Origin of the sequence: Nonomuraea sp. JJY05, assembly GCF_043496855.1 — a bacterium.
In the GTDB taxonomy this organism is placed as follows: Bacteria; Actinomycetota; Actinomycetes; order Streptosporangiales; family Streptosporangiaceae; genus Nonomuraea.
In genome coordinates this window covers 131,590-152,772 of record NZ_JBIEIS010000021.1, presented here as the reverse complement: position 1 = coordinate 152,772, position 21,183 = coordinate 131,590, and the positions used below count along the sequence as shown (strand labels likewise).

21 protein-coding genes are annotated in these 21,183 nt (G+C 69.7%); 11 read left to right on the top strand and 10 right to left on the bottom strand.

Annotated features, from left to right (window positions below; genetic code table 11):
* Window positions 1-68: 68 nt before the first annotated feature.
* Window positions 69-1,361, top strand: coding sequence for an MFS transporter (locus tag ACFKCF_RS31495; RefSeq protein ID WP_394498888.1), 1,293 nt, complete (start codon window positions 69-71; stop codon window positions 1,359-1,361).
* On the opposite strand, the gene ACFKCF_RS31490 is transcribed toward ACFKCF_RS31495, so the two are convergent.
* The gene (locus ACFKCF_RS31490; RefSeq protein ID WP_394498887.1) at window positions 1,349-2,602 is read right to left on the bottom strand and encodes a cytochrome P450; all 1,254 of its coding nucleotides are present in this window, start codon (window positions 2,600-2,602) and stop codon (window positions 1,349-1,351) included. The two genes, ACFKCF_RS31495 and ACFKCF_RS31490, sit on opposite strands and share 13 nt — an antisense overlap.
* A gap of 44 nt (window positions 2,603-2,646) precedes the next feature.
* Complete coding sequence (locus ACFKCF_RS31485; RefSeq protein WP_394498886.1) at window positions 2,647-4,191, bottom strand: GMC family oxidoreductase; 1,545 nt, start codon at window positions 4,189-4,191, stop codon at window positions 2,647-2,649.
* Between the two features lie 141 nt (window positions 4,192-4,332).
* Here ACFKCF_RS31485 and ACFKCF_RS31480 point away from each other — a divergent pair, with 141 nt between their 5' ends.
* A complete protein-coding gene (locus tag ACFKCF_RS31480; RefSeq protein ID WP_394498885.1) occupies window positions 4,333-5,868 on the top strand; it encodes a long-chain fatty acid--CoA ligase in 1,536 nt (511 codons plus the stop codon).
* 63 nt (window positions 5,869-5,931) lie between these two features.
* Entirely contained in the window at window positions 5,932-6,483 is a 552-nt protein-coding gene (locus ACFKCF_RS31475; RefSeq protein ID WP_394498884.1) for an AAA family ATPase, read from the top strand.
* Here ACFKCF_RS31475 and ACFKCF_RS31470 read toward each other — a convergent pair.
* Window positions 6,449-6,877, bottom strand: coding sequence for an SgcJ/EcaC family oxidoreductase (locus ACFKCF_RS31470; protein WP_394498883.1), 429 nt, complete (start codon window positions 6,875-6,877; stop codon window positions 6,449-6,451). The genes ACFKCF_RS31475 and ACFKCF_RS31470 overlap by 35 nt on opposite strands.
* 80 nt (window positions 6,878-6,957) lie before the next feature.
* On the opposite strand from ACFKCF_RS31470, the gene ACFKCF_RS31465 reads away from it, so the two are divergent.
* From ACFKCF_RS31465 to ACFKCF_RS31445, 5 genes are all read left to right on the top strand, one after another.
* Window positions 6,958-7,404 (top strand): MarR family winged helix-turn-helix transcriptional regulator, encoded by a 447-nt coding sequence (locus tag ACFKCF_RS31465; RefSeq protein WP_394498882.1) that lies wholly within the window; start codon window positions 6,958-6,960, stop codon window positions 7,402-7,404.
* Window positions 7,401-8,048, top strand: coding sequence for an HAD family hydrolase (locus ACFKCF_RS31460; protein ID WP_394498881.1), 648 nt, complete (start codon window positions 7,401-7,403; stop codon window positions 8,046-8,048). The genes ACFKCF_RS31465 and ACFKCF_RS31460 overlap by 4 nt, the downstream gene beginning before the upstream one ends.
* A gap of 26 nt (window positions 8,049-8,074) precedes the next feature.
* Window positions 8,075-9,007 carry a phosphotransferase gene (locus ACFKCF_RS31455; protein WP_394498880.1) on the top strand — a complete coding sequence of 311 codons (933 nt, stop codon included), beginning with the start codon at window positions 8,075-8,077 and terminating at the stop codon, window positions 9,005-9,007.
* A 299-nt stretch (window positions 9,008-9,306) separates the two neighbouring features.
* Window positions 9,307-9,903 (top strand): MarR family transcriptional regulator, encoded by a 597-nt coding sequence (locus tag ACFKCF_RS31450; protein WP_394498879.1) that lies wholly within the window; start codon window positions 9,307-9,309, stop codon window positions 9,901-9,903.
* Window positions 9,900-10,037: a hypothetical protein gene (locus ACFKCF_RS31445; RefSeq protein ID WP_394498878.1), complete on the top strand. Its 138-nt coding sequence runs from the start codon at window positions 9,900-9,902 to the stop codon at window positions 10,035-10,037. The genes ACFKCF_RS31450 and ACFKCF_RS31445 overlap by 4 nt, the downstream gene beginning before the upstream one ends.
* Before the next feature lie 15 nt (window positions 10,038-10,052).
* Here ACFKCF_RS31445 and ACFKCF_RS31440 read toward each other — a convergent pair whose 3' ends face one another.
* Window positions 10,053-10,814, bottom strand: a complete 762-nt coding sequence (locus tag ACFKCF_RS31440) for an alpha/beta fold hydrolase (RefSeq protein WP_394498877.1) — start codon at window positions 10,812-10,814, stop codon at window positions 10,053-10,055.
* A 179-nt stretch (window positions 10,815-10,993) separates the two neighbouring features.
* Between ACFKCF_RS31440 and ACFKCF_RS31435 the strand changes: the two genes are divergently transcribed.
* Both ACFKCF_RS31435 and ACFKCF_RS31430 read left to right on the top strand, forming a co-directional pair.
* Window positions 10,994-11,539 carry a YceI family protein gene (locus ACFKCF_RS31435; protein WP_394498876.1) on the top strand — a complete coding sequence of 182 codons (546 nt, stop codon included), beginning with the start codon at window positions 10,994-10,996 and terminating at the stop codon, window positions 11,537-11,539.
* A gap of 39 nt (window positions 11,540-11,578) precedes the next feature.
* On the top strand, window positions 11,579-12,802 hold the full coding sequence (locus tag ACFKCF_RS31430) for an SGNH/GDSL hydrolase family protein (RefSeq protein ID WP_394498875.1): 1,224 nt from the start codon (window positions 11,579-11,581) through the stop codon (window positions 12,800-12,802).
* Between the two features lie 54 nt (window positions 12,803-12,856).
* Here ACFKCF_RS31430 and ACFKCF_RS31425 read toward each other — a convergent pair whose 3' ends face one another.
* The 5 genes from ACFKCF_RS31425 to ACFKCF_RS31405 all read right to left on the bottom strand — a co-directional run bounded on the left by ACFKCF_RS31425 (window position 12,857) and on the right by ACFKCF_RS31405 (window position 18,724).
* Window positions 12,857-13,333 carry a cyclase gene (locus ACFKCF_RS31425; RefSeq protein ID WP_394498874.1) on the bottom strand — a complete coding sequence of 159 codons (477 nt, stop codon included), beginning with the start codon at window positions 13,331-13,333 and terminating at the stop codon, window positions 12,857-12,859.
* A 128-nt stretch (window positions 13,334-13,461) separates the two neighbouring features.
* Window positions 13,462-14,721 (bottom strand): class I SAM-dependent methyltransferase, encoded by a 1,260-nt coding sequence (locus ACFKCF_RS31420; RefSeq protein WP_394498873.1) that lies wholly within the window; start codon window positions 14,719-14,721, stop codon window positions 13,462-13,464.
* Window positions 14,722-14,724: 3 nt separating this feature from the next.
* Window positions 14,725-16,074 (bottom strand): FAD-binding oxidoreductase, encoded by a 1,350-nt coding sequence (locus ACFKCF_RS31415; protein ID WP_394498929.1) that lies wholly within the window; start codon window positions 16,072-16,074, stop codon window positions 14,725-14,727.
* Between the two features lie 131 nt (window positions 16,075-16,205).
* Window positions 16,206-17,189 (bottom strand): NAD(P)-dependent oxidoreductase, encoded by a 984-nt coding sequence (locus ACFKCF_RS31410; RefSeq protein WP_394498872.1) that lies wholly within the window; start codon window positions 17,187-17,189, stop codon window positions 16,206-16,208.
* Entirely contained in the window at window positions 17,186-18,724 is a 1,539-nt protein-coding gene (locus ACFKCF_RS31405) for a serine/threonine-protein kinase (RefSeq protein ID WP_394498871.1), read from the bottom strand. Before ACFKCF_RS31405 ends, ACFKCF_RS31410 begins: the two co-directional genes overlap by 4 nt.
* A 119-nt stretch (window positions 18,725-18,843) precedes the next feature.
* Here ACFKCF_RS31405 and ACFKCF_RS31400 point away from each other — a divergent pair, with 119 nt between their 5' ends.
* Window positions 18,844-19,965 carry a CaiB/BaiF CoA transferase family protein gene (locus ACFKCF_RS31400; RefSeq protein WP_394498870.1) on the top strand — a complete coding sequence of 374 codons (1,122 nt, stop codon included), beginning with the start codon at window positions 18,844-18,846 and terminating at the stop codon, window positions 19,963-19,965.
* On the opposite strand, the gene ACFKCF_RS31395 is transcribed toward ACFKCF_RS31400, so the two are convergent.
* A complete protein-coding gene (locus ACFKCF_RS31395; protein ID WP_394498869.1) occupies window positions 19,920-21,149 on the bottom strand; it encodes an FAD-dependent monooxygenase in 1,230 nt (409 codons plus the stop codon). The two genes, ACFKCF_RS31400 and ACFKCF_RS31395, sit on opposite strands and share 46 nt — an antisense overlap.
* Window positions 21,150-21,183 lie beyond the last annotated feature (34 nt).

Below are 21,183 nucleotides of genomic sequence, written 5' to 3'. Positions count from 1 at the left end.
AAACCTAGCATTCGGCCCGCCTCAGGAGTACCACTACTCGAAGGGGCCTGTCTCACAGAGGAGAACTCATGCGGCGGGGATGGGTGCTCGCGCTCGCGTCATTGACCATCGTGCTCGTCGTGGTGGACCTGACCGCCGTGACGATCGCGTTGCCCGACATCCGCGCCGGCCTCGGGGCGAGCCTGCCCGAGGTGCAGTGGGTGGTGGACGCGTACGCGCTCACGCTGGCCGCGGTCCTGTTACCCGCCGGGGTCCTGGCCGACCGCTACGGCAGGCGCCGGCTGCTGGCCGTCGGGGTCTCGGTCTTCACGCTGGCCTCGCTGGCCTGCGCCCTGGCTCCGACGGCGCCCCTGCTCGACCTGGCCAGGGGCGTGCAGGGCCTGGGCGCGTCGGCGCTGTACGGGACCACGACGCCGTTGATCGCCTCCGTCTACCCCGAGGGTCCGGAGCGGGGCAAGGCGCTCGGGATCTTCAGTGCGGTCTCCGGCCTGGCCATGACGCTGGGCCCGGTCGTGGGCGGGGCCCTGACGGGGGCGTTCGGCTGGCGGGCCATCTTCCTGATCAACCTGCCGATCGGCGTGTTCGTGCTGGTGGCGCTGCGGCAGCGGGTGGCGGAGTCGCGCGGCAGGGGCCACCTCGACCCGGCGGGGATCGTGCTGGTCGCGGCGGCGCTGTTCGCGATCATCCCGGCGCTCATCCACGACCTCCCGTGGCTGCTGGTGGCGGGGCTGGCGCTGCTGGCGGCGTTCGTGGTCGTGGAGCGGCGCTCGGCCGAGCCGATGATCGACTTCGGGCTCTTCAGGAACGGGGTGTTCGCGGTCGGCTCGGCGACGACGCTGCTCATGCTGGCCGCGCTGCTGGGCGCGTTCACCTACCTCACCCTGTACGTGCAGGGCGAGCTGCACACCAGCCCCGTCGAGGCGGGCACGCGTTTCCTGGCCTTCAGCGCGGCGGCCGTCATCGGGCCCGTCGCGATCGGCCGGGTGCTGCACCGGTGGCCGATGGGTGTGCTCATCGCCGCCGGCCCAGCGCTGATCGCGGTGGCGCTGCTGGTCATGAGCGTCCCCGCGGCCGACCCGTGGACGCCGATCATGTTCGGGCTGTTCCTGGGCGGCCTGGGACTGGGCGCCGGGAACGTCGTCGCCAACCAGGTGGGCCTGACCGCGCCGATGGACCGGGTCGGCATGGCCACCGGCGTCGTGAACACGGTCAAGCAGGTCGGCACGGCGGTGGGCGTGGCCGTGCTGGCGGCGCCGTACCGGGCTGGGGTCGCCTCGATGCTGCTGGTGGCGGCCGGGCTGGCGCTGGCCGGCGCGCTGCTGCCGGTCGCGCTGCTCCGGCGCGCCGGTCAGAAGGTGTAGCTCATGTGCTTGATGCCGTTGATGAAGTTGGACAGCAGGTGGTCGGGCTCGCCCACGGCCTTGATGTGCGGCAGGCGGGTGAACAGCTCGCGGAACATCACGGTCATCTCCCGGCGCGCCAGGTGCGCGCCCAGGCAGTAGTGCGGCCCGGGCCCGCCGAAGCCGACGTGCGGGTTGGGGTCGCGGGTGATGTCGAAGGTGTCGGGGTCGGCGAAGACGGCCTCGTCGCGGTTGGCGGAGTTGTAGAAGAGCAGCACCTTGTCGCCCTTCCTGTACCGCATGCCGTTCATCTCGTGGTCCCGCGTCAGCGTGCGGCGGAACTGGATCACCGGCGTGGCATAGCGGATGATCTCATCGCAGGCGGTGACGATGTGGCCGTCGAAGTTGTTCAGCAGGATCGCGCGCTGGTGGGGGTGCTCGGTGAAGAGCTTGAGGCCGTGCGCGATGGCGTTGCGGGTGGTCTCGCTGCCCGCCACCACGAGCAGGATGAAGAACGACCCGAGCTGCTGCGGGCTCAGCCGCTCCTCGCCGTTGACCAGCAGGCTGACCAGGTCGCCCGTGGGGCGCTTGCGCCGCTCGTCGCCCAGGCGGGCGGCCAGCCGGTTGAGGGAGTAGCCGGCGCGCAGCAGCTTGGCCAGGCCCTTGGCGACGTTGCGGCGGGTGAGCTCGGTGCCGACGCCGGTGTACTCGGGGTCGGCGTTGCCCAGGATGACGTTGGTCTGCTGCAGCACCATGTCATGGAACTCGACCGGGATCCCCATCATGTCGCAGATGACCCGTACGGGGAGCTTGGCGGCCACCTGCGCGACGAAGTCGTCCGGCCCCTGCTCGATCGCCTCGTCCACGATCTCGGCGGCGGCCCTGGCCAGGTCCTCCTCCATCTTGGCCAGGATGCGCGGCGTGAAGGCCCTGGAGACGATCCGCCGTAACTGCGCGTGCTTGGGGTCGTCCATGTTGATCATGGAGCCGAAGTAGACGCTCAGCCAGCGCGGCATGTCGGGGATGCTGTTGGAGCAGGGCTCGCTGCTGAACACGGCCGCGTTCCTGCTGGCCTCGGTCACGTCGGCATGGCGTACGAGGGCGTAGAAGCCGGGACCGCCGCCGATGAACGGCACGATCTGCTCCCGCATGAAGACCGGCCGGTCCATCTGTCTCAGCCTGCGGAAGGCCTCATTGCGCTCGGACTGGGGCAGTCCCCAGAACGGGATCTGCGACAGGTCCAGGTCAGCGGACAGTGTCATATCACACAAGCCTTCTGCAAGTGTCCACTTACGTCAAGGGGCACTTACCGGTGCTTCCCGATCAGATCGGCTGCCTTTTCGCCGATCATGATAGCCGGGGCATGGGTGTGGCCGCGGTTCAACGTCGGCATCACCGACACGTCGACGACCCTGAGTCCTTCGACTCCGCGTACGCGCAGGGAGGGGTCGACCACGGAGGCGTCGTCCGTCCCCATGCGGCAGGTGCCGACCGGGTGGTAGAGCGTCTTGCCGTGCTCGCGCACCCACCGCGCGAGCTCCTCGTCGCTCTCCGGCGCCCAGTACGGCGCCATCGGCCCGCCCGCCCACGGCTTCATCGCGGTCGTGGCGAAGATCTGCTTGGCCGTCTTCAGCCCCGCGACCAGGCGTTTGACGTCGGCCTCGGCGCTCAGGTAGGCGGGGTCGATGACCACGTCCCTGCCGTTGAGCCCGACCCTGCCGCGGCTCTCCGGCTGCAGCAGCACGACCCCGACGGTGAGCCCGTGGCCGGTCGGCGGGGCGAGGCCGTGGTCGACGAACGGCACGGGCGCGAAGATCAGCTCGATGTCGGGGGCGGGCTCCTCCGCCGAGGTCCTGATGAAGGCGACCGCCTCGCCCACGTTCGAGGTGAGCATGCCGGAGCGCAGCACGATGTAACGCAGCAGGTTGCTGATCGACTCGGCCTTGGTCAGCGTCACCGGCTGCTTGCACTCGACGAACACGCCGCTCGAGAGGTGGTCCTGGAGGTTCTTGCCGACCTCGGGCAGCTCGTGCACGACCGTGACCCCGGCGTCGCGCAGCTCGTCGGGCGCGCCCACGCCGGAGCGCATCAGCAGGTGCGGGGAGCCGATCGCGCCCGCGGACAGGATGACCTCGCCCTTGGCCCTGACCTGGGCGCCGCCGCTGTGCTCGATGCCGATCGCGCGCCTGCCGTCGAACACCACCCGGTCCACGGTGGCCCCGGTGATCACGTGGAGGTTGGGCCGGCCCTTGGCCGGGCGCAGGTAGGCGTCGGCCGAGCTCCACCTGCGGCCCCGGTTCTGGGTGACGGGGGTGGGGCAGTAGCCCTCGTTGGAGGGGCCGTTCAGCTCCTTGAGCCGGGTGAGCCCGAGCTCCTCGCACGCCTTGAGGAAGGCGGCGGTGGTGACGTTGGGGCTGCGCAGCTCGGAGATGTAGAGAGGCCCGGAGGTGCCGTAGACGCCGCCCTCGTTGCTCCCGACGCGGTGCTCGGCCCTGGTGAAGTAGTGCAGGACCTCGCTGTAGGACCAGCCGGGGATGCCCCACTGGTCGTAGTCGTCGCGGCAGCCGCGCACCCACATCTGGGCGTTGAGCGAGGACGAGCCGCCGATCACGCGGCCCCTGGGCCAGTAGAGCTCGCGGCCCGACATCTCGCTCTGTTTGGCCGTGGTGTAGTTCCAGTCGTAGTCGGTCTTGAACAGCTTGGCGAAGCCCGCGGGCATGCGGATCTCGAGCTTGTCGTCCTGGCCGCCCGCCTCGACCAGCGCGACCGTCACGCCGGGATCGGCCGAGAGCCTGTTGGCCAGCACGCACCCGGCGGAACCCGCCCCGACGATCACGTAGTCGTACTCCATGGCTCCTCCAAGTAACTTGGTACTTGCTTACTCCAGGCGGGGCTGCACGTCCATATGGAGTTGTGACCTGGGTTACCTACCAGTCGGTATGGGGTGCTGCGAGGATGGCGGCCAAGCCCCGGTTTTGAGGAGGAAGGCGTCATGCTCAACCTGTCGACCGTCCTGGAGGACAGCGCCAGGAACACCCCTGACGGAACCGCCATCGTCTTCGGCGACATGCGGCTGCCGTACTCCATGATCGACACCGTTGCCAACCAGGTCGCGAACCTCCTGGTCGCCCGTGGCGTCGGCAAGGGAGACAAGGTCGCGCTGGCGTGCCCCAACCTGCCGTACTTCCCGTTCGTCTACTTCGGCATCCTCAAGGTCGGCGCCACGGTGGTGCCGCTCAACGTGCTGCTGCAGTCGCGGGAGATCACCTACCATCTCGGCGACAGCGACGCCAAGGCCTTCTTCTGCTTCGAGGGCACCCCCGAGCTGCCGCTGGGCGAGCGCGGCAAGGCGGGCTTCGAGGCCGCGGAGGGCTGCGAGCACTTCTTCGTGCTGCCCGCGACCCCGCTCGCGACCGAGTCCGAGTACGGCGAGTCGATCTGGGCGGCGCTGGGCGGCATGGCGGGCGAGTTCGAGACCGTGCAGACGGCACCGGACGACACCGCGGTGATCCTCTACACCTCGGGCACCACGGGCCAGCCCAAGGGCGCCGAGCTCAGCCACCAGAACATGCTGCTGAACGCCATGGTCTCCGACAAGATGTTCCCCCGCTCCGACGAGGGCGACACGTATCTTGCGGTCCTGCCGCTGTTCCACTCCTTCGGCCAGACCGTGGTCATGAACACCGGTTTCCTGCGCGGCGCCACCGTCGTGCTGCTGCCGCGCTTCGACCCGGGCGACGCGCTGGCGCTCATGGCCAAGGAGGGCGTCACGTTCTTCGCCGGGGTGCCGACGATGTACTGGGGCATGCTCACCAAGATCCACGCGGACGGCGCGGAAGTCCCCCGCTCCCTGCGCGTCGCCGTCGCGGGCGGCGCGTCCTCGCCGGTGGAGGTGCTCAAGGACTTCGAGCGCACCTTCGGCATCGGCATCCTGGAGGGGTACGGCCTGTCGGAGACGTCGCCGGTGGCCAGCTTCAACCAGCTCGGCCGCCCCACCAAGCCCGGCACCATCGGCACCCCGATCTGGGGCGTGGAGATGAAGCTGGTCGACGGCGACTGGAAGACCGTCGAGGGCGAGGGCCCCGGCGAGATCGCCATCCGCGGCCACAACGTCATGAAGGGCTACTACGGCCGCCCGGAGGCGACGGCCGAGGTGATGAACGACGGCTGGTTCCGCACGGGCGACATCGCGACCCGTGACGCGGACGGCTATTATTCCATCATCGACCGGGCCAAGGACATGATCATCCGTGGTGGCTTCAACGTCTATCCGCGGGAGCTCGAAGAGGTCCTGATGACCCATGAGGCCGTGTCGCTGGCCGCCGTGGTGGGGGTCGCGCACGAGTCCCACGGCGAGGAGATCAAGGCGTACGTCATCCCCGCGCCCGGCTCGGCGATCACCGAGGACGAGCTGATCGCCTGGGCCAAGGACAACATGGCGGCCTACAAATACCCCCGGATCGTCGAGTTCCGCGACTCCCTGCCGATGACGGCCACGGGCAAGATCCTCAAGCGCGAGCTGCGGTAACCGGTCGACTCCTTTCCCTCAGGCGCGGGCACTCTGCCCGCGCCTTTCTTCATCGGAGGTCTTGTGGCGGACGGATACGTCGTCATCACCGGAGGGCCGGGTGCCGGGAAGAGCACCCTGGTCGAGCACGTCGCGTCGCTGGGGTTCCGGGCGCAGCCGGAGGCCGGGCGGGCGATCATCCGGGACCAGGTGGCGATCTCGGGGCCGGCGCTGCCGTGGCTGGATCCGGGGCTGTTCGCCGAGCTGATGTTGTCGTGGGACCTGCGGTCCTACCACGCCGCCGTCCCGGAGGCGGGGCCCGTGGTCTTCGATCGGGGGCTGGTCGACACGATCGGATACCTGCGCGTGCTGGGGCGTACGGTGCCGGGGCACCTGCACAACGCGGCGCGGACGTACCGCTACCACCGGCGCGTGTTCGCCGCGCCGCCGTGGCCGGAGATCTACGAGCACGACAGCGAGCGGAGGCAGAGCCTCGGAGAGGCCGAGCGGACGTACGAGGCGGTCGTCCGGGCCTACACGGACTACGGCTATTCGGTGGTCACGCTGCCCCGGGCGCCGGTCGAGGAGCGGGCCGCGTTCCTCATCCGCGCGGCCGGCTGGCCGGCACGTACTTGAACGACACCGCCTCCATCAGCGGCCGGCGCCGGGTGTTGTGGAAGGACGCGATGCGCCACCTGCCGTCGGCCTCGCGGACCAGCGTGTACGTCTGCACCTTGGTCAGCTTGGCGGGGCGCTTCTTGGCCACGTCTCCCCTGCCGGTGACCACGGCGGTGCCGGGGCCGTAGAAGCGCACCTCCGCGATCTCGTTGAACATCTTCGTGCCCTTGAGCACCGTGTCGAAGAGGGCCTGGTGACCGGCGGCCACGTCGTGGCGGCCGTGGTAGACGGTGCCGACGAAGGTCGTGTAGCCGGCGTCCTCCGTGAAGCACGCCCCGTACGCGACGCCGTCGCCGCTGTTCCAGGCGCTCTCCAGCTCGGCGAACAGGTTCTGGATCTCGCTGCTGATCATTTCCGCTCCCTCTGATATTATTTGCGCTAGTTAAGTCTCTGCTCTCATGCAGATATCAACTTAAAGAAGAGGAGTGGGGCTTGTCAACCGACCCGAGCGCCGTCTTCCGGCGCTACCTGAGCGCGATCGTGCTCAACAGCCTGGCCGCCGCCGAGGCCGCCGGGCTCAACGCCACCGACTACTACGCGCTCAACCTGCTCGACCTCACCGGGCCGCTCACCTCCGGCGAGCTGGCCGCCCAGACGGGGCTGACCACCGGCGCCACGACGCGGCTCATCGACCGCCTGGAGCAGGGCGGGTACGTACGCCGCGCGCCGGACCCCGCGGACCGGCGCAAGGTGATGGTCGAGTCGGCCGGCCGGCCGGAACGGCTCGACGAGGTGCTGGCGGGGACCAGGACGCGGCTGGCCGAGCTGCTGCGGGGATATCCGGAGGCGGAGCGGGCCACGCTGTTCGACTTTTTCGAGCGGGCCGCGACGGCGTACCTGTCGGCCACCGACGAGCTCGTCGCGGCGAGGGACGCATGACCCGGCGCCTGGCCCTCTTCGACCTGGACAACACGCTGATCGACCGGCTGGGCGCCTTCAAGCTGTGGGCCGCCGAATTCGCCGCCACGCGAGGGCTCGGCGAGGGGGCGGCGGCGTGGCTGGTGGAGGCGGACGCGGACGGGTCCGTGCCGATGGGCGCCTTTTTCGGGCTGGTACGCGAGCGGTTCGGGCTGGCCGAGCCGGCCGATGAGCTGTGGGCGTCGTACCGGGCCCGGCTGCCGCACCTGGTCCACTGCCCCGGCGAGGTGCTCGACGGGCTCGATCGGCTGCGGGCGGCCGGCTGGGCCGTGGGCATCGCGACGAACGGGATGGCCGACAACCAGACCGGCAAGATCGAGCGCACGGGGCTCGCGACCCGCGTGGACGGCTGGGCGATCTCCGGGGCCGAGGGCGTGCGGAAGCCCGACGTACGGCTGTTCGAGATCGCGGCCCGCAGGTGCGGCGCGTCGCTGGAGCCGGGCGGCTGGGTCATCGGCGACGACCCGGAGAAGGACATCGCGGGTGGCCGCCGGGCGGGGCTGCGCACGATCTGGATCGACCGGGGAGTCACCGGCGAGGTTGTGGCCGATCACACGGTGACCGACGCGCTCTCCGCCATCGAGCTGCTAATGCGGGTGAATTGAGCCGCCCGGATCGATAGCGTGGCCGGATGCGGGACAGGCCGGATTCGTTCGACGAGGGGCTGCTGCTGCCCGCGCTCGGCGCGTGGGGCATCGGGGCGCGCACGCTGGACTACGCGCCGGTCGGCTTCGGCGACTACCACTGGGTCGCGGACGGGCGCTGGTTCATCACGGTCGCGGACGTACGGCGGCGCGGCTTCGACGGGCTCCGGCCGGCCATGGACACGGCCGCGGCGCTGCGGGCGGAGGCGGGGCTCGACTTCGTGGTGGCACCGCTGCGCACCGCCGACGGCGCGACACTCCTGCGGCTCGACCGCCACCGGTGGGCGATGAGCGTCTTCCCCTACACCGACGGCCTCGCCGGTGAGTTCGGCCAGGAGCAGCCGGCTGGAGACCGCGCCGCGATCATCGACCTGCTCGCCGCCCTCCACGCCACGCCGCCGCCCCTGTCCACTCCCCCGCGCCCCCTGGAGCTCCCGGGCCGGGCCGGGCTGGAGCAGGCGCTCCAGGACACGCGCCTGCCCTGGCTGGGCGGCCCGTACGCGGAGCCCGCCAGGGAGGTGATCGCCGACCACGCCGGCGTGCTGCGCCACAGGCTCGCGGAGTTCGACCGGACGGCGGCCGGCACCGGCGAGCCCGTCGTGACGCACGGCGAGCCGCACCCGGGCAACCTGCTGCGTTCGGGCGGGCGGTGGCTGCTGGTCGACTGGGACACGGTAGGACTTGCGGCACCCGAACGCGACCTGTGGCTGGTCGCCAGGGACGCCGACGACCTGGCCCGCTACGCCGACACCACCGGCCGCACCCCCGACCCGGCGGCGCTGGAGCTCTATCGGCTGCGGTGGGCCCTCGACGACGTGGCCGAGTTCGTGCAGTGGTTCCGCTCGCCGCACGGGCGCACGCCGGACGCCGAAGAGAGCTGGGACGCCCTCACCGGCACCCTCGAATCCCTGGCGTCCTAGCGCGACGGCCTCGCCCTGCTGGATTCGTGAATCTTACTCTTGCTTCCATGCGCACTGTAGCCATAAGGTCACTCTTAGCAACTGCGTTCGCCAAAGGAGATCACGTGGGCAGGCACGCCAAGCCCCATAGTCCCAAGGACGAGCCACCAGAGCCCCAAGAGGACTCCACAGAGGACGAGATCCACGCCAGCCGTGGGAAACACGCCAAAGACCGGCAGCCGTCACAGTAGACGCACCGCTCCCCGCCAGGGGACGGTGCGCCATTGAACTTGCGTAACCTGCAAGCTAACTTGCAGTTTATGAAACGACCGCCACCCGTCCTGCTCCCGTTGCTGCGCTCCCCCTTCCAGGGCGAGCTGCTGGCCTGGCTGTTCCTGCACCCGGGCGAGGAGTATTCACAGGTCGAGCTGGCCACGAGGTTCAAGGTCTCGCCCTCGACCGTGACTCGGGAGATCGATCGGCTGGCCGCGGCGGGTCTGGTGGTCACTCGGAAGGCAGGCAACATGCGGATGGTCAGCGCCGATACGAACGTGGTCGTGGCCCGCCCGCTGACCGAATTGCTGGCATTGACCTATGGCCCGGTGGCCGTGCTCGGTGAGCAGCTGGCCGGCATCGCCGGCATCGAGGAGGCCTGCATTTACGGCTCCTGGGCCGCACGCTACTCCGGCGAGCCGGGCAGGGTGCCGAACGACGTGGATGTCCTGGTCATCGGCACCGCGGACGAGGACGAGCTTTACGACGCCGCCAGGGCCGCGGAGCGGCAGCTCGGCCGCGAGGTGAACATCCGCCGGCTGAGCCGCGAGGAGTGGGACTCCTCGGAGAGGGATCCTTTTCTGGAGACGGTCAAGGCCCGGCCGCTCGTACGCCTCACGATCGGCAAGGGTGAGGTTCGATGAGATGGGAACAAGGGCGTGCCGCGATCGAGGGCATGCTGGCCCGCGGCGAGCTCGAGAAGGTCGCAGCGAGTCGTTCGCAGGCCGAGGAGCTGCTCGACCAGGCCGGTAAGCACGTCGCGATGCAACCTTTCTGACAGGGGGCTCGCTGGTCAACCGCCCAGGAGGAAGGCCAGCGCGTCAGGGGCGAAGCGCTTGTCGGTGAATGTGGCGTTGTGGCTTCGACCCGGGTAGACGACGAGCCGGGCCTCGGGAATGCCTTCGACCGTCTGCCGGGCCAGGTCCAGCGGGTAAACGAGATCCTTTTCGCCGTGGATCAGCAGCGTGGCCGCCTTGATGTCGTGCAGCCGCCCGCGCAGGTCGAAGCCGTCCTCGGCGTTGAGCACGGTGACGGCGTCGGCGTGGTCTCCGTGGCCGCCGTCCGCCAGCCACAGCACGCCTTTGAGCAGTGCGCGGCCGATCGTCGACTCGGTGACGATCTCGGCCAGGGCGGGGCTGGGCCGCCTGCCCTGACGTGCGCGTTCGATGTAGCCGCGCTGGGCTCGCCGGCCGGCGGGGCCCAGGGTGCAGGCCGTGCCGGCCAGGACCAGGCGGTCGATCAGGTGGGGCTGGTCGGCGGCGAGCTGCAGGGCGATGGAGCCGCCGGTGGAGATGGCCAGCATGCGCACCGGGCCTTCGAAGGTGGCGGCGATCGCTCGCGCGTAGACGGCGGCGAGGTCGGCCATCGTCGTGGCCGGCGGCAGCCCGGGTGGGCGATTGACGACGTAGACGGTGAAATCTCTGGTGAACGGTCGCACCAGCCGCATGGTGGACCAGCGCGCCAGGCCGGTCGGGTTGGCCGCCTGCGGGGTGTGGAGCAGGACGACCAGGGGTGGTCCGTCACCGGCCGACAGGTACGGCAGGTCGTTCAGCATGGTGAGCCCTTCTGTGACGGCGTCGATCAGGCGACTCCTACTCTAGCTGCCTATGAACGAATTGGTCATTCGTTCATAGACTCACCCTTTAGAGCTGGACAGTTGCGCGCTGAAACAAGTTCGAAGTAGTCTCTCGTTAAATCGTCCAGCACTGAACTACTTTCGAACGGAGCGCCGTCATGTACCCCAGCGAACTCACCGGCACCTACACCATCGATCCCGCGCACAGCCGGTTCGGCTTCATGGCCCGCCACGCGATGGTCACCAAGGTTCGGGGCAGCATCCCCGTCAAGGAGGCCACCGCTTCCCTGGACGCGGGCAACCCGGCCGCCTCCGCCGTTCACGTGGTCCTCGACGTGGCCGGCATCCAGACCGGCAACCAGCTCCGTGACGACCACCTGCGCACCGGCGACTTCCTGGACGCCGCCGCGCACCCGTACATCACCTTCGACGCCACCGACGTCAAGCACATCGGCGGCGACAGCTTCGAGGTCACCGGCGAGCTGGCCATCCGTGGCGTGACCCGCCAGGTCACCGTCCCCCTCGACTACACCGGCACCGCCATCGACGCCCAGGGCCTGACCCGGGTCGGCTTCGAGGGCAGCACCGTGATCAACCGCAAAGACTTCGGCATCACCTACAACGCGGTACTGGAGACCGGCGGCGTGATGATCTCCGAGAAGATCACGCTCGAGTTCGACCTGTCCGCCGTCAAGACAGCCTGACCACCTTCTCCTGAAAGCACATGTGAAAGCGACAGCGTCATGCGTAACCTCACCGTCCCCGCCCTGGCCGCCGCCCTCGCCCTGACCATGGCCGTCACCCCCGCCCAAGCCGCGGACCAGCGGTGGGCCGCAGCCTGGGGAAGCGCCGCCCAACCAGCCACCGCCAGCACGCCCTGGTACGGCACCAACTGGTCCCAGGAGGGCTTCGCCCGCCAGACCCCCGAGACCCTGCGTCAAGTCGTCCGCGTCAGCACCGGCGGAACCTCCGTACGCGTCAAGCTCTCCAACGTCTACGGCACCGCTCCACTGACCGTCGACGGAGCCGCGATCGCCGGGGCCCTCCAGGGAGCCGCCACGGGCCGTCCGCGTTCCTTGACCTTCGCCGGCCGCCCGGGCGCCGTCATCCCGCCGGGCCGCGAACGCCTCAGCGATCCCGTGCCCCTCCCGGTCCGCCCGCTGGACAAGCTCGCCGTGACCCTGCGCTTCACCCGGCCCACCGGGCCGGCCACCTTCCATCACTTCGCCCAGGCCACCTCCTACCGGGCCACCGGCGACCACCTCGCCGACACCGCAGGCAGCGCGTTCGCCGACACCAGCAACTCCTGGTACTACCTGACCGGCATCGACGTCGCCGCCCCGCGCCGCACCGGCTCCGCGGTCACCTTCGGCGACTCCCTCACCGACGGCGTCGGCTCCACTATCGGGGCCGACAACCGCTACCCCGATCGCCTCGCCGAGCGCCTGGCCGCTGACGGCCGATCCCTCGGCGTGGTCAACGCCGGCATCGGGGGCAACCGCTTGCTGACCGACTCCCCCGAGTACGGACAGAACGGACTCGCCCGCTTCCAGCGCGACGTCCTCGACCGGTCCGGTGTCCGCACGGTCATCGTCATGCAGGGCGTCAACGACCTCGCCGAATGGAACAAACCCCATCAGGCGACCGCCGCCCAGATCATCGACGGCCACAAGCAGCTCATCCAGGCCGCCCGCGCCAGAGGCGTCACGGTCATCGGCGCCACTCTGATGCCCATGAAGGGCGCCGCCCTCGCCTACAGCCCGGCGGCGGAGGCCGTACGCGACGAGGTCAACCACTGGATCCGCACCGGCGGCGCCTATGACCACATCGTCGACTTCGACGCCGTGGTCCGGCACCCCGACGACCCCGACTCCGTACGGCCGCAGTACGACTCGGGCGACGGCATCCACCTCAACGACGCCGGCTACCGCGCCATCGCGCAAGCCGTCGACCTCGCCACCTTGTGATGCCTTCCGCACGAGGTGGCCGGGAGGCCGCCGCCCCTGGAGCCGACGGGGTTGTCACTGCATGGCGGTTTCGGTCATCTCCTTGATGTGCGCGTTACGCAGCAGGATCAGCGTGGTCAGGTAACGCCGCAGGACGAGAGCCTCGGCGAGAGTGCCCAACGGACCAGCGGGCGCGGCGAAATCGACGACGTCTTTCATGAGGGTCGCCTCGACGCCGCTGTCACCGTCGGGTGTCGGTTCGAAGGTGTGCGCGTGGCGCCAATACCGAAACGGGCCGCTTACTTGTTCGTCGACGAAGTACGAGGGGCGGATGTAGGCGCTGATCGTCGAGGTCAGGTGCCAGGTGAGGCCGAAGTGCCGCGCTCGCCACGTGACTTGATCGCCCAGGGACAGCTGTCCGGAAGTGACCCCTGCGACTGCTTGCTCGCGCGAGGCGCGCATGGAGGAGGCGTGCAGCTCGACCGACAAGGACGCATCGAAGACGACCGGCGGTGGCGCGAGGACCAGGGTGGCCACCTCGAAACGGGACATGCGCGGATCTTAGCCATCAGGCGGAAGACGTCACCGTGCGGGTGCGACGCTCTGGGGATCGATTCGGGCCGGGGCCTTGGGAGGCGCTGGCTGAGCGCTGCAGCGCCTCCCAAGGCGAAGGCCGTGCCTCAGGGCCAGTTGAGGGACGGACGGAGGGGGACGCTGGAGCGGCCGTTCTTGTCGAGCTTGACGCCCAGCACCTGGTGGAGCTGGACCTTGTTGCGCTCGAAGCCCACGATGCAGCCCGCCATGTACAGGGCCCACACCCGGGCCGTGCCCATGCCGACCTCCTCGACCGCGTCCGACCAGTTGGCGTCGAGGTTGTCGCACCAGTGGCGCAGCGTCTTGGCGTAGTGCTCGCGCAGGTTCTCCTCGTGGCGGATCTCGAAGCCGGTGTCCTCCATCTGCCTGACCAGCCAGCCGACCGACTCCAGCTCGCCGTCGGGGAAGACGTACCGGTTGATGAAGCCGCCCTTGTTGAACGTCTTCTCCTTGCCGGTCGGCCGCGTGATGCAGTGGTTGAGGATCCGGCCGCCCGGCTTGAGCTTGCCGTACAGGAACTCGAAGTACGACGGGACGTTGGCCTTGCCAATGTGCTCGGTGAGGCCGATCGAGCTGACCGCGTCGAAGTTCGACTCCTTGACGTCGCGGTAGTCCATGAAGCGGACCTCCGCCAGGTCCTGCAGGCCCGCGTCCGCGATGGCCTTCTGGGCCCATTCGGCCTGCTGGCGGCTCAGCGTCACGCCGAGGGCCTTGACGCCGTAGTGCTTGGCGGCGTGCATGACCATCCCGCCCCAGCCGCAGCCGACGTCCAGCAGGCGCATGCCCGGCTTGAGGTCGAGCTTGCGGGCCACCAGGTCGAACTTGGCGTACTGGGCCTCCTCGAGCGTCGCCTCCTCCGAGGGGAAGACGGCGCACGTGTAGGCCATGGACGGCCCCAGGACCCACTCGTAGAAGCGGTTGGAGACGTCGTAGTGGTGGTGGATGGCCTCGGCGTCGCGCTGCTTGGCGTGGCGGGAGCCCAGTTTGGCCAGGGCACTCTGACGCATCTCCTGCGGGGGCGGCGGCACCCGCATGAGGAGCGGTTTGACGCCCAGGGCACGCACGGCGGCGATCTTCTCCTGGGTGGTCAGGTCGTTGGTGGTGATGTTCCACATGCGGTCGAGCAGGGTGTACATGTCGCCGTGCACGTCGATGTGGCCGGAGATGTACGCCCTGGCCAGGCCCAGCTCGCCGGGCGCCTGTGCCATGTACGCGACCGCGATCGGCGACTTGACCTCGATGGCCAGGTCCGCCCCGTCCGGCCCTGCCTTGCTGCCGTCGTACGCCTGGAACGCGACGTTCGCTCCCGTGCCGACGATTTTCTCAAAGATGGTTGCCAGCGCCACAGCTCACCTTCCCGCTACACATTTTTCGTAGAGGTCAAGCAGGCGACCGTTCGGGTCGTATTCCCGCTTGACAGGCCAGTAGGCGTCGCCGTTGTACAGCTGCCAGAACTGCTCGCGAGCGTAGAACGAGGTCGAGTAGAGCGACTTGTGACCGTCGAGCTGGTGTACCTCGTGCTCGATCAGCCGGTTGTAGTAGCCGTCGAACTGCCCCCGCGGCAACGGCACCATGCCCCAGAATCCGAAGTTGACGTAGAGCCTGCCCGGCTCCAGAGGGTAGAGCGGCCAGCGCGAGCTCGCACGCAGCGGGCACATCCACACCGGTGTCATGCCCACCTTGTCGTGGAAGAACTCCAGGAACTCCGCCCCCCGCTCGACCGGAGCCTCGACGTCCTGGATCACGGACTCCTGCACGGGCTGGTCGCGCCACCTGTCGATGCGGGCGGTCACGCCGTACTTCCTGTCCAGCGCCACCAGGCGACGGTAGACGTCGGAGCGCATCCAGCGGCGTGGCATGAGGGAGCGTACGACGGGCTGCTGCACGCCGAACGCCCGCGAGCACCAGAACCAGTCGGTGTCCCAGCGCCACAGGTAGTCGCGCACGGTCAGCCAGTCGCGGTTGCGCTGCGTGATGGACTGGTAGTAGATGCGCATCCCCGTGTAGTCGGAGACATAGGGGGCGCGCTCGGCGAACCGGCCGACCGTGATGTACATCTCCCCCGGGTTGAAGTAGACGCCGTCGACAAAGTCGACATTCTCCCCGTCGTGCACCATGCTGTCGCAGATCTCCTGCAGGGCCAGCATGCACTTGGCCGCGTCCGTGAACTTGACGTGCGTGAGATGCACGTACGGCTGGACCTTGCGGAGCTTGATCCGGATGCGCAGCGCGTAGCCCAGCGTGCCGTAGGAGTTGGGGAACGCGCGGAAGAGCTCCCGGTGCTCGTTGTCGTCGCGAGCCACGACGACGCGCCCGTCACCGGTGAGGATCTCGAGCTCCTCGACCGACTCGTGCGGCAGACCGTCCCGGAAGCTCGTGGACTCGATGCCGAGCCCGGTCACGGCGCCGCCCAGCGTGATCGTCTTGAGCTGCGGCACCACGTACGGCATGAGCCCGTACGGCAACGTGGCGTCCACCAGGTGCTCGTACGTCGTCATGCCCTGGACCTCGGCCGTCATGGTCTCAGGGTCGACGCTGATGACCTCGTCGAGATCCCTCGCCGAGAGCTTGGCCGTCCTACCCCCGTCGCGGAACCTGAACAGGTTGGACGTGGACTTGGCCAGGCGAGGGGCGGCACCGCCCGGGATCTCGGCGTACGACTGCCGGATCTGCTCTACTGCCCGTTGGTGTGTCGACATCTTCGTCGGCACGGCAAGCACCCCCTTGAGCTGGTAGAGATCGTCCGTAAGAAGGTATCTCCCGTGAGCGACCTCGAATAGACCGGGGTCGTTAAAGACACGAAAACTGTTCATAGTGACAGGTGAAATGCCTACGTGGTAGGCGATTGCGTAAACTTTCTGCGGATCGTGGAGCTTGCGGCATTGAGCACGTTATGCACCTCGCGGCCCTCGACGGCGGCGGCGAGATTGTCCAGAGTGGCCGTGAGCAGACGGCCCGTGGCCTCCGGCGTGACGCCCGCGACATGCGGCGACAGCAAGACGTTCGGGAGGTCCCTCAGCGGGTCGTCCGCCGGCAGCGGCTCCACGTCGAAGACGTCGAGCGCCGCGCCGCCCAGGTGGCCCTCGCGCAGGGCCGTGACGAGGGCCGCTTGGTCCACCACGCCGCCCCGCGCGGCGTTCACGAGCAGGGCGCCCTGCTTCATGCGGCCGGGGTCGACGAGGCTCCGGGTCTCGTCGGACAGCGCGATCACCACGACGAGCACGTCACTGGAGGAGACCAGCTCCGGCAGGTCCGTGAAGCCGGGGTCCGCGCGCGGCGTGCGGGTCCAGTAGGAGACGTGGCAGCCGAGGGCGCGGAACATCTCCGCGCACGTGGCGCCGATGGGGCCGTACCCGACGATGCCGACGCGGCGACCTCGTAGCTCGTAGGGCTGCAGGCCCTGCTGCGGCCACTCCCCCGCGCGTACGGCGGCGTCGGCGGCGCCCAGCTTGCGCGACAGCGAGAACGTGGCGGCCAGGCACCACTCCGAGACCGCCACCGCGCTGACGCCCGGCGTGTTGGCCAGCGGCACCCCGGCCGCCGCCAGGGCGTCGAGGTCGTGGCCGTCCACGCCCACGGACGGCTGCTGCACGAATGCCAGCAGGGGCGCGGCCTTGACCGCCTCGGCGTCCATCGCGAGCGTGCCCGTCCAGTCGCCGAGCACGATCTCCGCCTCCGGCAGCGCGGCCAGGAGCGCGTCCCTGTCGCGGGTCGCGGGCACGCGTACGGTCACCTGGTCGCCCAGCGGGGCGAGCAGGTGGCGCATGAGCTCTTCGGGGAGCGGGGGCAGCGCGAGCAGGTTCCAGGGGCTCATGCCCCCACAGTAAAGCTGCTGATCACCTGCCGCATCAGTCCCCTGTTACGCATCCACTGGGCCTCGTTGACCGTCCAGGACAGGACGTACGCCGTGTTGCCGACCGCGACGGCCCGCCGCACCTCGTGGTACCGGGTGCCCGGCGTGGCCCACGGGGCGTCGCCCCCGGTGCCCGCGGTCCAGGAGAACTCCCACTCCACGGCCTTCGTGCCCTGGTGCACGACCACCCTGCGGCCGCGGTTGACCACGTCCTGGGCGTTCTGGGCGACGGTCTCCTGCGCGTCGCGCATGAGCTGGTGCGGGTCGACGGAGGAGTAGACGGCCTCCACCCCGAGATGCGCGTTCCGGTCCCGGCGCGTCCACTCGGTGTAGGCCTCCTTGAGGGCGCCGCGCCAGCCGGTGGGCCGCATGATGGACCAGCCGTCCCGCGACTTCCACGCCCGCACGATCGGGACGGCCCTGGTCACGCTGGGCGTCGGGGTGGGTGTCGTGCTCGGCTCCGACGTGTCCGTGGCCGTCGGCGTGAGCGGGCGGGTCGCGGCGGCCGGCTGAGCGGTCTGCCGCGGGGCGCCCTCCGCCGGGGACGCGAGCTTGAAGTACGCCACCGAGCCGCCGGCGATCACCAGGACCGCCGCCGCGGCCGCCGCGAGCACGGCCCGGCCCCGGCCGCCGCCCGGTTTCCGCTCCGGCACGTCCCGGTCGGCGCTCGCGGGCTTGGCCGTGAGGATGGCCTGCAGCAGCCGGTCGGCCTCCGCGGCGTCGACCCGCTGCTCCGGCTCCTTCCGCAGCAGCCCGCGCAGGATCGGATGCATGATCGGCGGGATCCTGCGGTAGTCGGGCTCCTCGCTGAGCAGCGCGTTGAGCGTCGACATGGGGTCGCCCCGCTCGAACGGCGAGCGGCCCACCATGCACGCGTACAGGGTGGCGCCGAGCGACCACAGGTCGGAAGGCGGTCCCGCGTGCTCGGCGCGGACCCGCTCGGGAGCGAGGAAGCTCGGCGAGCCCGTGACCATGCCGGTCTTGGTGAGCGACGGGTCGCCCTCGGCGGTGGCGATGCCGAAGTCCATGAGCACGACCCGGCCGTCCTCGGCCATCAGGATGTTGCTCGGCTTGACGTCGCGGTGCAGGATGCCCGCCTCGTGGGCAGAGCGCAGCGCGGACAGCACCTGCCGGCCCAGCTCGGCCGCCTCCCGCACCGGGAGCGCGCCGGAGGTGAGCACGACCTCCTCGACCGTGGGATGGCGCAGCAGCTCCATCACGATCCACGGCCGGCCGCCCTCCTCGACGACGTCGTAGATCGCGACGACGGACGGATGGCTCAGCTTGGCCGCGGTGCGGGCCTCACGGGCGGTCCTTAAAAGCTGGCGCTCCTGCTCGCCCGGCGACAGCCCGTCGGGCAGCAGCACCTCCTTTATGGCGACCTGCCGGTTGAGCAGGGTGTCCTGCCCCTCCCAGACGACGCCCATGCCCCCGCGGCCCAGTTCGCGTACTAACTGGTAGCGTCCCGCGATGAGCCGGTTGCTATCCGAAACCATGTCCTACCCCTGTTGACCACCCGAACACAGTGGGCAAGTTTCCCATACCTCCCACCTCTTCGCCGGAAGGTCGCGAAGGCCGCTTGCGATAGATCACCGAAGGTTGTTCTACTGGGGAGATGCCTGAAGTTCACAGCGGCCCGCTCGCCGGGGTACGCGTACTGGAGCTCGCAGGGCTCGCACCTGGGCCGTTCGCCGGGATGATGCTGGCCGACCACGGCGCCGAGGTGCTGCGCGTGGACCGGGTCAAGGCGGTCTCCGACCGGCCGCGCGGCGATGTCATGGACCGCGGCAAGCGCACGATCGGGCTGGACCTGAAGTCCCCCGAGGGCGTGGCCGCGTTCAAGGAGCTCGCGCGGCACGCCGACGTCGTGATCGAGGTGTTCCGCCCGGGGGTGGCCGAGCGGCTCGGCATCGGCCCCGGCGACCTCCACGCGGTGAACGAGCGGCTGGTCTACGGCCGGATGACCGGCTGGGGCCAGGACGGGCCGCTCGCGTCCACGGCCGGCCACGACATCGACTACGTCGCGATCTCCGGCGTCCTGTCGATGCTGGGGCGCGAGGGCGGCCCGCCGACCCCGCCGATCAACATCCTCGGCGACTTCGCCGGCGGCGGGCTGATGCTGGCGTACGGGGTGCTGCTCGCCCTGTTCGAGCGGGAGCGCACCGGCAAGGGGCGGGTGATCGACGCGGCCATGGTGGACGGGGCGGCGATCCTGTTCTCGATGTTCTACCAGGCGGCGCAGAGCGGCTACTGGGGGCCCCGCGGCACCAACCTGCTCGACACCGGCGCCCCGCAGTACGACACGTACGAGACGGCCGACGGCGAGTTCGTGGCCGTGGGCTCGCTGGAGCCGCAGTTCTGGGACGCGATGGTGAGCCTGATGGGGCTGACCGACCTGCCCGACAGGAACGACAGGACGCAGTGGCCCGCGCTGAAGGCCCGCCTGGCCGAGGAGTTCGGGAAGCGTACGCGGGCCGAGTGGGAGGCGCTGTTCGAGGGCTCGGACGCGTGCGTCTCGCCCGTCCTGTCCATGGCCGAGGCCCCCCACCACCCGCACAACACCGCCAGGGGCTCCTTCGTCGAGATCGGCGGCGTCACCCAGCCGGTGCCCGCGCCCCGCCTGCTCGGCGCGCCCCCGCCGGACCTCTCCCCCGCCACCCGCCTCACCGACCTTTCGGGGTGGGGGCTGTCTCAGGAGGAGGCGGACAAACTCCGCGACCAGGGGGTGCTCGCGTAGTCCTTCAGCACGATCGAGTCGTGCAGCCGCACGCCCTTGCTGCTGATCTTGGCGGCCGCCGTGGTGAGCGCGACCGGCAGGTGGTTGATCAGCCGCACCATCGCGGCCATCGCCCACAGGTCGAACCGGCTGCCGGGGACGATCTTCTTGGCCGCGTTCATGGCGAACGTACGGCTGCGGCGCACGTAATCGCCTATCTCGGCCTCGTAGGCGGGGAAGGCCCGCGTGTGGTCGCCGCCGCAGGTCGCGAGCTCGCCCGCCAGGATGTACGCCCCGACGACCGCCAGGCTCGTGCTCCCGCCGACGGCGGGACCGGGGCAGTAGCCGGCGTCGCCCACGAGCGTCACCCGGCCGCGTGACCAGGTGTCCATGCGCAGCTGCGTGATCGAGTCGAAGTAGAAGGCGGGCGTGCGGTCCAGCTCCGCCATCAGCCGCGGCACCTCCCGGCCCATCCCGTCGAAGTGCTCGCGCAGCAGCTCCTTCTGCCGGGCGACGTCGCGGTGGTGGTAGTCGAGCTGCCGCGGCGTCCTGAACAGGAACACCGCCCGCGCGTCGTCCTCGTGCACGGAACCGATCCCGACCATCCGGCCCGCCCCCGCGATGACCTCCGTCCGGCCGTGGAGCCCGAGGCGGTCGGGCACCGAGACGACGGCGAGATAGGCGCCGATCCACGTGGTGAAGTCCGACTCGGGGCCGAAGACCAGGCGGCGGACGTTCGAGTGCAGGCCGTCGGCGCCGACGACCAGGTCGAACGTGCCCGTCCTGCCACTGTCGAAGGAGACCTCGCCGTTGTCGGAGATCGAGGCGATGGAGTCGCCGAAGACGTAGTCGACGTCGTTCCGGGTGGCGTCGTAGAAGATCTCGCTCAGGTCGTCGCGCATGATCTCGACGTGCCGGTCGGAGACGGCGCTCATCACGCGGCGCAGCTCCAGCTCGATGGGCCGCGACTCGCCCTCCCGGTACAGCGTGAGCCGCTCGATGCCGGTCTTCCTGGCCGTGACCCGCTCCAGCAGGCCCATCTTCTCGACGATGTCCATCGCCGGCCTGAACAGGTCGACGGCGTGGCCGCCGGTCTTCCTGAGCGCCGGGGCCCGTTCGACGACGGTGACGGCGAAGCCGTACCTGGTGAGCCAGTACGCGAGGGCCGGACCCGCGACGCTCGCTCCGGAGATGAGAACCCGCATGACCTCCTCCTTACTTAACGGTTGGTAAGTCCCA

What these genes read in the sequence shown, in the direction of transcription:
- ACFKCF_RS31435 (WP_394498876.1), top strand. Translation starts at nt 10,994, where the DNA reads ATGTACCCCAGCGAACTCACCGGCACCTACACCATCGATCCCGCGCAC.
- ACFKCF_RS31490 (WP_394498887.1), bottom strand. Translation starts at nt 2,602, where the DNA reads ATGACACTGTCCGCTGACCTGGACCTGTCGCAGATCCCGTTCTGGGGA.
- ACFKCF_RS31430 (WP_394498875.1), top strand. Translation starts at nt 11,579, where the DNA reads ATGCGTAACCTCACCGTCCCCGCCCTGGCCGCCGCCCTCGCCCTGACC.
- ACFKCF_RS31480 (WP_394498885.1), top strand. Translation starts at nt 4,333, where the DNA reads ATGCTCAACCTGTCGACCGTCCTGGAGGACAGCGCCAGGAACACCCCT.
- ACFKCF_RS31425 (WP_394498874.1), bottom strand. Translation starts at nt 13,333, where the DNA reads ATGTCCCGTTTCGAGGTGGCCACCCTGGTCCTCGCGCCACCGCCGGTC.
- ACFKCF_RS31455 (WP_394498880.1), top strand. Translation starts at nt 8,075, where the DNA reads ATGCGGGACAGGCCGGATTCGTTCGACGAGGGGCTGCTGCTGCCCGCG.
- ACFKCF_RS31445 (WP_394498878.1), top strand. Translation starts at nt 9,900, where the DNA reads ATGAGATGGGAACAAGGGCGTGCCGCGATCGAGGGCATGCTGGCCCGC.
- ACFKCF_RS31450 (WP_394498879.1), top strand. Translation starts at nt 9,307, where the DNA reads ATGAAACGACCGCCACCCGTCCTGCTCCCGTTGCTGCGCTCCCCCTTC.
- ACFKCF_RS31485 (WP_394498886.1), bottom strand. Translation starts at nt 4,191, where the DNA reads ATGGAGTACGACTACGTGATCGTCGGGGCGGGTTCCGCCGGGTGCGTG.
- ACFKCF_RS31395 (WP_394498869.1), bottom strand. Translation starts at nt 21,149, where the DNA reads ATGCGGGTTCTCATCTCCGGAGCGAGCGTCGCGGGTCCGGCCCTCGCG.
- ACFKCF_RS31415 (WP_394498929.1), bottom strand. Translation starts at nt 16,074, where the DNA reads ATGTCGACACACCAACGGGCAGTAGAGCAGATCCGGCAGTCGTACGCC.
- ACFKCF_RS31440 (WP_394498877.1), bottom strand. Translation starts at nt 10,814, where the DNA reads ATGCTGAACGACCTGCCGTACCTGTCGGCCGGTGACGGACCACCCCTG.
- ACFKCF_RS31410 (WP_394498872.1), bottom strand. Translation starts at nt 17,189, where the DNA reads ATGAGCCCCTGGAACCTGCTCGCGCTGCCCCCGCTCCCCGAAGAGCTC.
- ACFKCF_RS31400 (WP_394498870.1), top strand. Translation starts at nt 18,844, where the DNA reads ATGCCTGAAGTTCACAGCGGCCCGCTCGCCGGGGTACGCGTACTGGAG.
- ACFKCF_RS31405 (WP_394498871.1), bottom strand. Translation starts at nt 18,724, where the DNA reads ATGGTTTCGGATAGCAACCGGCTCATCGCGGGACGCTACCAGTTAGTA.
- ACFKCF_RS31470 (WP_394498883.1), bottom strand. Translation starts at nt 6,877, where the DNA reads ATGATCAGCAGCGAGATCCAGAACCTGTTCGCCGAGCTGGAGAGCGCC.
- ACFKCF_RS31495 (WP_394498888.1), top strand. Translation starts at nt 69, where the DNA reads ATGCGGCGGGGATGGGTGCTCGCGCTCGCGTCATTGACCATCGTGCTC.
- ACFKCF_RS31460 (WP_394498881.1), top strand. Translation starts at nt 7,401, where the DNA reads ATGACCCGGCGCCTGGCCCTCTTCGACCTGGACAACACGCTGATCGAC.